This is a genomic window from Synechococcus sp. H60.3, from assembly GCF_047462295.1.
Classification (GTDB): domain Bacteria; phylum Cyanobacteriota; class Cyanobacteriia; order Thermostichales; family Thermostichaceae; genus Thermostichus.
On the sequence record NZ_JANSIY010000086.1, the window covers coordinates 1 to 11,363 of the forward strand.

General features: G+C 60.8%; 7 protein-coding genes and 1 pseudogene. 3 read left to right on the plus strand and 5 right to left on the minus strand.

Features of this window, described 5'->3' with window-relative positions:
- Nucleotides 1–273 (minus strand): annotated as a pseudogene (locus tag NW841_RS09465) (hypothetical protein); the annotation flags it as partial.
- A 152-nt stretch (nt 274–425) separates the two neighbouring features.
- Here NW841_RS09465 and NW841_RS09470 point away from each other — a divergent pair.
- Nucleotides 426–2,312, plus strand: coding sequence for an AMP-dependent synthetase/ligase (locus NW841_RS09470; RefSeq protein WP_414386188.1), 1,887 nt, complete (start codon nt 426–428; stop codon nt 2,310–2,312).
- Here the strand turns inward: NW841_RS09470 and NW841_RS09475 are convergent.
- The gene (locus NW841_RS09475) at nt 2,309–2,629 is read right to left on the minus strand and encodes a hypothetical protein (RefSeq protein ID WP_414363711.1); all 321 of its coding nucleotides are present in this window, start codon (nt 2,627–2,629) and stop codon (nt 2,309–2,311) included. The genes NW841_RS09470 and NW841_RS09475 overlap by 4 nt on opposite strands.
- 334 nt (nt 2,630–2,963) lie before the next feature.
- On the opposite strand from NW841_RS09475, the gene NW841_RS09480 reads away from it, so the two are divergent.
- Nucleotides 2,964–4,277, plus strand: a complete 1,314-nt coding sequence (locus NW841_RS09480) for a (Fe-S)-binding protein (RefSeq protein ID WP_414386189.1) — start codon at nt 2,964–2,966, stop codon at nt 4,275–4,277.
- Here NW841_RS09480 and NW841_RS09485 read toward each other — a convergent pair.
- The 3 genes from NW841_RS09485 to pstS form a co-directional block, all read right to left on the minus strand.
- Complete coding sequence (locus tag NW841_RS09485; RefSeq protein WP_414378282.1) at nt 4,274–5,251, minus strand: DnaJ C-terminal domain-containing protein; 978 nt, start codon at nt 5,249–5,251, stop codon at nt 4,274–4,276. The genes NW841_RS09480 and NW841_RS09485 overlap by 4 nt on opposite strands.
- Before the next feature lie 187 nt (nt 5,252–5,438).
- Nucleotides 5,439–7,331: a molecular chaperone DnaK gene (gene dnaK / locus NW841_RS09490; RefSeq protein WP_414363717.1), complete on the minus strand. Its 1,893-nt coding sequence runs from the start codon at nt 7,329–7,331 to the stop codon at nt 5,439–5,441.
- 249 nt (nt 7,332–7,580) lie between these two features.
- Entirely contained in the window at nt 7,581–8,672 is a 1,092-nt protein-coding gene (gene pstS, locus NW841_RS09495) for a phosphate ABC transporter substrate-binding protein PstS (protein WP_414378284.1), read from the minus strand.
- 460 nt (nt 8,673–9,132) lie between these two features.
- Here pstS and speA point away from each other — a divergent pair, with 460 nt between their 5' ends.
- Nucleotides 9,133–11,058 carry a biosynthetic arginine decarboxylase gene (gene speA / locus NW841_RS09500; protein WP_414386190.1) on the plus strand — a complete coding sequence of 642 codons (1,926 nt, stop codon included), beginning with the start codon at nt 9,133–9,135 and terminating at the stop codon, nt 11,056–11,058.
- Nucleotides 11,059–11,363: the final 305 nt, after the last annotated feature.

Consider the following 11,363-nt stretch of genomic DNA (forward strand, 5'->3'; position numbering starts at 1 on the left):
AGTTAAGATTCTTTCATCATTTGGTAGATCGGATAGGGGGAAGCCAAGCTCGACATAAAGCTCTAGTCTTGGCAGGTCTAGCAAATCTGCCACAATTACCGAAGGACAGTTTCGACTGACAAGAACTTTCGGTTGCTCTTGGAACTGATGTAAATCCTGAACTTGCTCATAGATAGCCAGCCTTGTGCCCATAAGTTCATCGCGAGAAATACGGATAGAAAAGCAAACCTCGGATTTTGCCTTATAAAGATCTGGCAATTCTCCTTCACGCACCCCTGGTGGGGCTGTCGAAGCTCGTTGATCCCTACCTTTTCCCCACAAGGGGACGGGGTTGGATTGGGTGACAGATTGAGAACTGTCCTAGGAGGAGCCGGAGAAAAGGCTCAAGTTCACTAGACTGTAAATGTGATTTAGGGTACAGATTTATGGCGACTGTCTCCGCTGCTGCTACTCCCACCGCCCCAGGGACGACTTTACTCAACGTCTGGCAAGTCCTGGCCGAAAAGTTTGCTGATCAGATTGCCCTCAGGGATCCCCATGCCCAGCCGGTTCTTGAGATTTCATATGGGGAACTGTTCCGCGGCATTCAGACGCTGGCTGCCGGCTTGCAGGCCTTGGGCATTCGCCCCGGGGATCGGGTGGCCATTTTTGCCGAGAATTCCCCCCGCTGGCTGATGGCGGATCTGGCCACGCTGTTTACGGGAGCGGTCAATGTGCCCCGCAGCGCCGTGGCGGATCCGGGTGAGCTGGGCTACATTTTGCGTCACTCCGGCAGCACGGCTTTGATTGCCCAGGATGTGAAGACCCTGAGGCGGGTGCAGCCGGTTGTGCAGGAGCTGGGCCTGGAGCGGCTGCTGCTGCTTTCCGATGAAGAAGAGGCAGGAGTATTGAACTTCTCTCAGTGGCTGCAGAAAGGGCGGGAAGGCCGCTACGAGCCGCCGCGGCTGGAGCGATCCCAGTTGGCCACCATCATCTACACCTCTGGCACCTCTGGTCGCCCTAAGGGGGTGATGCTCAGCCACGGCAACCTGATGCACCAGGTGGAAAATCTGCATGTGGTGGTGCAGCCCCGGCCTGGGGATAAGGTGCTGACCATTCTGCCCACCTGGCACTCCTACGAGCGGGCCTGCGAGTATTTTCTCCTCAGCCAGGCCTGTACGCTGGTCTATACCAACCCTCGCTTTATCAAGCAGGATTTGCAACAGGAGCAGCCCCACTATCTGGTGGCAGTGCCCCGCATCTGGGAGACGGTTTACGAAGGGATCCAGAGACAATTGAAGGAAAAAAGCCCCCTCATGCAGTGGCTGATCCGCACCTTGATGGCGGCCAGCGAAAGCTACGTGCTCGCCGGGCGGATAGCCCGCAACCAGTCAATTTTGCACTACGGCGTCAGTCCTTGGGTGCGAGTGGGGGCCCGCCTGCAACAGGGGCTGCTCTGGCCTGTGCACCGCCTGGCCGATGCGCTCATCTACCGCAAGGTGCGGCAGGCTTTGGGCCCCAATTTTCAACAGGCCATCAGTGGCGGCGGATCCCTGCCCGCCTATCTGGATCTGTTTTACGAGGTGGTGGGCATTTCCATCCTCAACGGCTACGGCCTTACCGAAACCTCGCCAGTGCTGTGCGCGCGCCGTCCCGACAACAATGTGCGCGGCACGGCTGGGCCCCCCTTGCCAGGCACGGAGTTTCGCATTGTGGATCCGGAAACCCGGCAGCCGCTGCCGCCGGGAGAAAGAGGGCTGATCCTGGCGCGGGGGCCACAGGTGATGATGGGCTACTACAACAATCCAGAAGCCACCGCCCAGGTGCTCAGCCCCGACGGCTGGTTTGAAACAGGGGATCTGGGCTGGCTCACCCCCGACGGGCAACTGGTGATCACCGGCAGGGCCAAGGACGTGATCGTGCTGCTTAACGGAGAGAACGTCGAGCCCCAGCCGCTGGAAGATGCCTGCCTGCAATCCCCCTACATCAGTCAGATTGTAATTGTCGGCCAAGACCAAAAGAAACTGGCTGCCCTCATCTACCCCAACCTGGAGGCCCTCAAGGCTTGGGCCGCCGAGCAAGGGATCCCGGCTGCTGAGGCCGAGCTGCTGGCCCACCCGCAGGTGCGCACGTTGATCTTGCGGGAGGTGCAAACCCGCATCCAGGAACGTCCCGGCTACCGGCCCCACGAGCAAATTGCCGACTTCCGCTTTTTGCCAGAGCCCCTGAGCGTGGAAAATGGCCTCCTGACCCAGACGCTGAAAATTAAGCGCAACCCAGTAGCCGAGCGCTATGCTCACCTTATCCAGGAGATGTACCCGACGGGGAGCTAAGTTTGGGATCCCCGTTGTTGCTCCAGGTAGCGCCGGAAGCTCTCCGGGGGAATGGCCCCCCGGTAGGCGCCGCAGTAGTAGAGGGTAAGCACTGCCTTGTAGGCCCAATCGGTCGGCACCACGTCCGGGAAGGGACTGGGCAGGGTGTCTGCTTGGTTGGCGGCGCAGGCCTGCAAGATCTGCTCCGTGGTGAGCTGTTCGGCCAGATCGGGGGGCAGCTCCCGCAGGTTGGCCTGGGCAAAAGCAGTGCTGGGCAGGCAGAGAGCGGAAAGAGCCGTTGCCCAAAAACTAGGAGTGAGGAGGGATCGCCAGTTCATGGTTTTGGATGGTAGGCAAGTGTCCCTTTTCCAGGGTAATACGGGCCAACAGGGCGCTTGGATGCTGTTCTGAGATTAAGATGCAAAGAACCGGGGAGCGGCACCAGCGCAGATCCGGTCGAGTCTTTGCGGCCAGCGCTGGCCTTTCTCCAAGAAGACGACAACCCGCTCCCTGCTGGGGGCCGCTGGTCTCAAAAACTGGCTGGGTGAACTCCTAGCTCAAAAAGCTGCAACAGCAGCAGGAGCAACTTCCCTCCCGGAAGGGAGCCCTGAGGTGCCACTCCCCTCCCTGGCAGGCGGATGATTGTATTGAGAGCGCGATAAATCAAGGCCAATGAGCTTATCCAAAGGGCCAAGTTTTGACAGCCTGGATCCGCCGGATCCCAAGCTAATTGATGCCTGTGTGCACTGCGGCTTTTGTCTGACCACCTGCCCCAGCTACCGCGTCCTCGGCAAGGAGACGGACTCGCCGCGGGGACGCATCTACCAGATGGACGCCCTCAATCAGGGCCAAATCTCTCTCTCGGCAGCAGTGGTTTCCCATTTCGATACCTGCCTGGGCTGTTTGGCCTGTGTTACCGCCTGCCCCTCAGGGGTGCGCTACGACCGGCTGATTGCCGCCACCCGCCCGCAGATCGAGCGCAACTACCGCCGCAACCTCTGGGAGCACCTGTACCGCCAGTTCATCTTCTCCCTCTTCCCCTATCCGGAGCGGCTGCGGCCTCTGCTCTGGCCCCTTTGGCTGTACCAAAAAATGGGGATCGGCGCTTGGGTCCGGAAAGGGTTGGAAAAAGTCTCCCCGCGCCTGGCGGCCATGGAATCCCTCTTGCCCCCTCTGGAGGTGGAACAACTGCTGCCCAAGCACTACCCGGAGCGGATCCCGGCGGTGGGCAAGCGGCGCTTTCGCGTGGGGCTGATCCTCGGCTGCGTGCAGCGCCTGTTTGCCCCCCAAGTGAACGAGGCCAGCATTCGCGTGTTGACCCACAACGGCTGTGAGGTGGTGATCCCGCCGGCCCAGGGCTGTTGTGCGGCCTTGCCCCACCACCAAGGGCAACTGCAGCAGGCGGAAGCCCTCGCCCGCCGGATGGTGGATGCTTTTGCCAGCTACGAACTGGATGCCATTTTGGTGACTGCCTCCGGCTGCGGCCACACCCTCAAGGAGTACGGCCACCTTTTGGCCAAGGATCCCGACTACCGAGAGAAAGCGGCCCAGTTTGCGGCCAAAGTCAAGGATATCCAGGAGTTTCTCGCTCAGGTGGGGCTGACTGCTCCCCTGTACCCCCTGCAGCCGGATCCCTTGGTGCTGGCCTACCAAGATGCCTGCCACATGCTGCACGGGCAACGGCTCAGCCAGGAGCCGCGGCAACTGCTACGGCAAATTCCGGGGCTGGAACTGCGGGATCCCGTCGATGCCGCCCTCTGCTGTGGCAGCTCCGGCGTCTACAACCTGCTGCAACCCCAGATAGCAGATGAGCTGGGATCCCAGAAGGTGGCCAACCTGCTCAACACCGGTGCCCAGGGGATCGTCTCTGCCAATATCGGCTGCCGCCTGCAAATTCAGAAGCACCTGCACCTGCAGGGCAAGGCTGGGATCCCCATTTATCACCCGATGGAGCTTTTGGATCGTGCTCTCCAATTGTCTAGCTAGAGCTTGAGGGCGGCGCGGGGATCGTAGGACTGAACCCGTTGCAGCTTTTCGTAGAGCTCCCGCTCCTCCTCCGAAACACGGGTGGGCAAATAGATCTGAACTACCGCGTAGAAATCGCCCCGCTCCCCGTTGCCCTTGGGAAAACCCCGCTCTGCTAGGCGCAACTTTCGCCCTGGCTGCATTCCCGGTGGGATGCGCAGCTTCACCACCCCATCCAAGGTGGGCACCTCCACCTGGGCGCCCAAAACGGCCTCGCTGGGGCTGATGGGCAAGTCGCAGTAGACGTCAAACCCCTCAAGGCGGTAGAAGGGGTGCTCCTTCAGCTCGATCTTGAGATACAGGTCGCCAGCACCCCCATTAGGGTTGGGGTGGCCTTGGCCGCGCAGGCGAATCCGCTTCCCCGGTGTGATCCCAGGAGGGAGATTGACCTCCAACGTGCGATTCCCCCCCACCCGTAGGCGGCGTTTGCCCCCCTCAAAAGCTTCGGGAATGGTGAGCTGGATGGTGGCCTCCGCATCGTAGTTGGCGTTGCTGGCGGAGCTGGAGGAGCTGCTGCTGCGATCCGCGCCTGAGTTGCGCACCCGGCCCAGGAGTTGATCGATGAAGTCTTGAAAATCGTCAAATTGGCTGAAATCGACGCCACTGCTAAAACCGCTTCCCCCAAAGTCTTCGCTGAAGGAGCTGTCGCCAAAAGGGCTGCTGCTGTAAGGCTGGCTGTAGGTCTCCCGCTGGTAGCGGAACCCACCCTGCTGGTGGTACTGGCCGAATTGGTCGTATTGTCGGCGCTTGCTGGGATCCGAGAGAACTTCGTAGGCTTCGTTGATCTCCTTGAACTTCTCTTCGGCAGCTTTGTTGTTCGGGTTAACATCCGGGTGATATTTTCTTGCCAGGCGCCGATAGGCCTGCTTAATCTCGTCGGCGGTGGCCGTCTTGCTGACCCCCAAAATCTTGTAGTAGTCCTTAAAGTTTTGCATGGAGGCGTCCGCAGGCAAATTGCTGAGAATGGGCAGAAACCCAAGCAGTTGGCTTCCGACCCGTTGACCCAAAGAGAAGAAGGCGGGCTAGACGCCATCGCCTATCCCGTCCCTCCTCATTATCGGTGCTGTGAATAAGGGTGGGATCCGCCCTGAACCAGGGGGCCGCAGAGGGATCCCACTGTCGTCACTTGGTCTCGGTGAAATCGGCGTCGATGACATCGTCACTGCCGCCGGAGGTCGTCCCCGAGCCAGAGGGAGAGCTCGAAGCGGCGCCGGGCTGCTGATAGAGCTCGCTGCTCATGGCGTAAAGGGCCTCCTGCAGCTCCCGCTCTTTGCTCTGGATGGCGCTGTCGTCATCCCGCTGGATGGCCTCCCGCAGCTCTCGCACCAAGGTCTCGATTTGGCTGCGCTTGCTGGAGGAGATCTTGTCTCCCAGCTCCTTCAACTGCCGCTCAGCCTGGTAGGCCAGAGAATCGGCCTTGTTGCGGCGCTCGATTTTCTCGCGGCGGGCGCGGTCTTCGGCAGCGTATCTCTCGGCTTCGGCAATCATCCGCTCCACCTCTTTGCTATCGAGCGTGGAGGCGCCGGTAATGGAGATGCTCTGCTCCTTGCCGCTGCCCTTGTCTCTGGCCGTCACCTTGAGGATGCCGTTGGCGTCGATGTCGAAGGTCACCTCGATCTGCGGCACACCGCGGGGAGCCGGCGGGATCCCGTCCAGCTTGAAGCGGCCCAGGGACTTGTTGTCGCGGGCCAGCTCCCGCTCCCCTTGCACCACGTGGATTTCCACCGAGGTCTGCCCATCTTCGGCGGTGGAGAAGATCTCCGACTTGCGGGTGGGGATGGTGGTGTTGCGCGGGATCAGCTTGGTGGCAATACCGCCCAGGGTTTCCACCCCCAAAGACAAGGGGGTGACATCCAGCAACAACACATCTTTGACCTCGCCCGCCAGCACACCGGCCTGGATGGCAGCACCCACGGCCACCACCTCATCAGGGTTGACAGTTTGGTTGGGCTCTTTGCCTAGCAGCTCTCTCACCAGCCGCTGCACCGCCGGGATGCGGGTGGAGCCGCCCACCAACACCACTTCGTTGATGTCGGCCTTGGTGAGCTTGGCATCCCGCAGGGCTTGCTCCACCGGCCCTTTGCAGCGCTCCAGCAGGTCGGCGCAGAGGTGTTCAAACTGGGCGCGGGAGAGCTTCAGCTCCAGGTGCTTTGGACCATCGGCAGTGGCGGTGATGAAGGGCAGGTTGATGGTAGTCTCGGAGACACTGGACAGCTCGATCTTGGCCTTCTCGGCAGCTTCCGTCAGCCGCTGCAGGGCCTGCCGGTCTTGCCGCAGGTCGATCCCTTCCATGCGCTTGAACTCTTCGGCCATCCAGTCGACAATCTTCTTGTCGAAGTCGTCGCCACCCAACTGGGTATCGCCGCTGGTGGCTTTCACCTCAAAGACCCCATCTCCCACCTCCAGGATGGACACGTCGAAGGTGCCACCGCCCAGGTCGAAGACGAGGATGGTCTCGTTGTTGCGCTTGTCCAAGCCATAGGCCAAAGAAGCCGCCGTCGGCTCGTTGATGATGCGCAGCACTTCCAAGCCGGCGATCCTCCCGGCATCTTTGGTGGCCTGCCGCTGCGAGTCGTTAAAGTAGGCAGGGACGGTAATGACGGCTTGGGTAACCGGTTGGCCCAGGTAGCGGCTGGCATCGTCCACCAGCTTGCGCAGCACCATGGCCGAGATTTCCTCGGGGGCAAATTCTTTGTTCATGCGGGGTGAGTACAACTTGACGTTGCCCCGCTCGTCCCGCCGCACCTGGTAGGAGACCCGCTTGGCATCGACGTTCAGCTCATCGTACTTGCGCCCGATGAAGCGCTTAACGGAGTAAAAAGTGTTCTCGGGGTTGAGCACCGCTTGGCGACGGGCCATCTGTCCCACCAGGCGCTCCCCATCTTTGGTGAAAGCGACCACCGAGGGTGTAGTGCGGCTCCCCTCGGCATTGGGAATGACAGTGGGGACGCCCCCTTCCATTACGGCGACAACCGAGTTGGTTGTGCCCAAGTCAATTCCTACAACTTTTCCCATCGGCTCCTTGTTCTCCTTTTGTTCAAGACGTTACCTCGGCTACCGCCGCCAGGCTGTATGAAGTAGCTTGGGCAGCCAATCCGTGAAAATTCAGCAGGTATTTAGCCGTTTTCTGGGTCGATCCTAACCAGCAGGGCATTGCGGTCAGGGCGAGAATGCCGCCCATTTCTGGCAACTGGAAGGCAGAGCAGTTACGGATCTCCGTACCTGCCGGGGCCTTGCTTCCAGGGCCGCTTGGGGCAAGGGCGGCTAGCTCTGGATAAGCTGCAGGGCTTCCAGGCTACGGGCCACAACGGTTTCGGCCAGGGGCAGGTAGCCCATTGCTTCGGCCAGGGCTTGTCCTTCGCTGAGGGCCCAGCGCAGCACCGCCCGCAGGGCAGTGGCAATAGCGGGATCCCGGTACTGGCGGTAGGCCAGGATCCAGGTGTAGGTGACGATAGGATAAGCCCCGGCGCCGGACGGATCCGGCTCAAAGGCCCGCAGGTTCTCAGGCAGCTCGATTTCGCTCAGGGCCAGGGCCGAGGCTGCGGGGGTGGGGAGGACAAACTCGCCGCGGCGGTTTTCCAGGGCCGCCACCGATAGATCCAGGTCGCGGGCGTAGACCGATTCCACATAGCCAATCACCCCTTCGCTGTAGAGCATCTGGGCGCTCATGCCCTCATTGCCCTTGACCCCAATCCCCACCGGCCACTCCAAGGACATGCCGACACCAATCTCGGCGGCCCAAGCGGGGTCGATGGCGGCCAGGTGGCGGGTAAAGGTGTCGGTGGTGCCGCTGCCATCGGAGCGGTAGCAGACGGCGATGGGCAGGTCGGGGAGCTCCAAATCGGGGTTGAGGGCCAAAATCTGCGGATCCCGCCACTGGGTAATCTGGCCGCGGAAGATCTGCACCAAGACGGAGCGGGATAGCTTGAGGCCGGAGCGGATCCCGGGCAGGTTGTAGCCGACGGCAATGCTGCCTGCTGTCATTGGGATCATGACCACGCCCCGCTTCACCTCGGCAATCTCGGCATCGGTCATGGCCACGTCGCTGGCGGCAAAGTCCACCGTCTGGTCGATAAATTGGCGGATCCCGGTGGCACTGCCCACCGGCTGGAAGTTGATTTCCACTTTGGGATCCACCTGGCGGTAGTCGGAAAACCAGCGCAAATACAGAGGGGCCGGGAAGGTAGCCCCAGCCCCGTTGATCAACACAATTTCCCCGGAAGACTGGCTGTCGGCAACAGGGACAGCATCGCCGGCTTGGCCAGAACGGGATCCCTGTTGGCAGGCGCTTAGGCCGGCAGCAGCCAGCAACGACAGCAGCATTTCTCGACGGCGGCAGCGGGGCAGTTGAACCATGGCTGAGGCGCTCCAAGCTCTCCGCCCCGATCCTTAGTCTTGCCCACGGAGCTCTGTCAAGGGCTGCCATCTTTAGCTCTGGCAAGCACCAGAGGGGGCAACTTCCCGCAAAAGTCGGCTTCTTCTCTCCACCAATTGGTCGCCGCTCCCCGTAGGATTCGCTGCGCGCTCCGGCAAAAGCGGGGATCCCAACTCTGTCTCTGTCTCAAGAGACGGAAAACAGAGCTTGCTCGAGAAAAACAAAGAAAAACAGCGAAAGAAAGAGAATGAAAGAGTTGAGTTCTGCAGCAACTGCAGAGGGATCTCCAGGCCAAAGCCTTATCTGGCAAGGCTTAGCCGGTTTCGGGCCGGATCCCCCCTGCCTTGGAAAAATCTTGACATATCTTGGAATAGAGCAATATATTGTGGATTCTGTGCAGAAATCCTGCGCTGTTTACATCTCGGTATCTGGGGGACTACTATGCCGACTTTGACTCGTTCTCCCTGGACACTGCGAGACAGCGAAAAGCTCTATCGCATCTCCGGTTGGGGGGATCCCTACTTCCGTATCAACGCCGCCGGTCATGTGGAGGTAACCCCACAGGGCCTACAGCAGCAGGAACCTGGCATCGACCTGTACCACCTGGTGATGGATCTGGTGGCGCGGGGTTTGCAGTTGCCTTTGTTGATTCGCTTTCCCGAGATCGTGGCCGACCGCATGCGGCGGCTTTGCGAGAGCTTTCAGCAGGCCATCGAGCGCTTTGGCTACCCCAACGTCTATCGGGGGGTTTACCCGGTCAAGGTGAACCAGCAGCGCCACCTGGTGGAAGAGGTGGTCAAGCACGGTCGCGCCTACCACTTTGGGCTGGAGGCAGGCTCCAAGCCGGAGCTGTTGATTGCCCTGGCTCTGCTGGATACACCTGGGGCTTTGTTGATCTGCAACGGCTACAAAGACCGCGATTTTATGGAAACGGCTCTCTTGGCCCAGCGGCTGGGGCGCACCCCCATCATCGTCCTGGAGCGGCTGCAGGAGCTGGAGCTGGTGCTGCAGGCTGCCGAGCACCTGGGCATTGATCCCATCTTGGGGGTGCGGGCCAAGCTCTCAGCCCAAGGGATCGGGCGTTGGGGCACCTCGGCTGGGGATCGGGCCAAGTTCGGCCTCACGGCCACGGAGATGTTGCAGGTGGTGGAACGGCTGCGGGAGGCCGGCAAGCTGCACTGTCTGCGTCTGTTGCACTACCACATTGGCTCACAGATCTCGATGGTGAGCGTGCATGGGCGGGCCGTGCGGGAGGCCAGCCAGATCTACATCGAGCTGGTCAAACTGGGGGCGCCGATGGGCTATCTGGATATCGGCGGCGGCTTGGGGGTTGATTACGACGGATCCCAGTCCACCAGCCATTTCTCCCAGAGCTACAGCTTGGAGGATTACGCCGCCACCGTGGTGCAGACGGTGCTGAGTGCCCTGCAGCCGCACGGGATCCAGCCGCCGGTGCTGGTGACCGAAAGCGGGCGGGCCCTGATGTCCCACCAGTCGGTGCTGGTCTTTGACGTGCAGGATGTCAACGCCGCCAGCCCCTATCCCATGCCCACCCAGCTCACGTCCGATGCCGAGGTGATCCAGAAGCTAAATCAGCTTTACTACGAGATCCGGCCCGAGACCCTGGTGGCCGACTATCGCCGCTGCCAGGAGCTCAAAGAAGCCGCCCTGCGCCAATTTACCGAGGGATCCCTCAGCTTGCGGGAGCGGGCCGAGGTGGAGCGGCTGTTTTGGAACTGCTCCGACAAGATCTGCACGCTGGCCTACGAGCAGCACCAGGCAGGGCAGCCGGTGGCGGTGGATCTTCTGGATCTGGACGAAATGCTGGCCAGCATCTACTACGGCAATTTCTCCCTCTTCCAATCCCTGCCGGATAGCTGGGCCATCGACCAAGTGTTTCCCATCATGCCCATCCACCGTCTGGACGAGGAGCCGCGCCAGTGGGCCACCTTGGCGGATCTGACCTGCGACAGCGACGGCAAGATCAACCGCTTCTTTGGCGAAGACGGGCAGATCACCTCGGTCTTGCCGCTGCACGATCCCGATGGGCAGCCCTACCTGCTGGGGGTGTTTCTGGGAGGCGCCTACCAGGAGATCCTGGGGGATCTGCACAACCTGTTTGGCGACACCAACGCCGTGCACATCCGCACCCGTCCCGGCGGCTACCAAGTCACCCAAGTCATCAAGGGGGACACCATCGGCGAAGTGCTGAGCTGGGTACAGTACAACAGCGAAGATCTGGTGGAAACCCTGCACCACGCCACCGAAGCCGCCCTGCAACGGGGCCAAATTAGCCTAGCCCAGGCCCGCGCTTTGCAGCAGCACTTTGAAGACAACCTGCGGGCCTACACCTACTTGCACCGCTGACGGGGGTAGTGGGTAGGGGCAAAGGCCTAGGCTAAAAAGTAAACAGCAGGGGATCCCGGTTGTGGGCCGGGATCCTTTTTCTGACCAAAACAAAAAAGACTGGTGGACGAGATGCCACCAGCCTTGGCCAGTTCCCTGTGAGTGAGCTGATGCCGTCGTTGCCAACGTCTTCAACCCAGCTCTAGTCTCTGGCGTTTTCCCCCCTCTCGAAGTGATCCGGATCACTCGGTTAAAACAAGGGCAATTGCTGCTCTTCCCCTTCAGCAAGGCTTGCAGGATCCGCCTCCTCCCCGTTGGCATTCCCC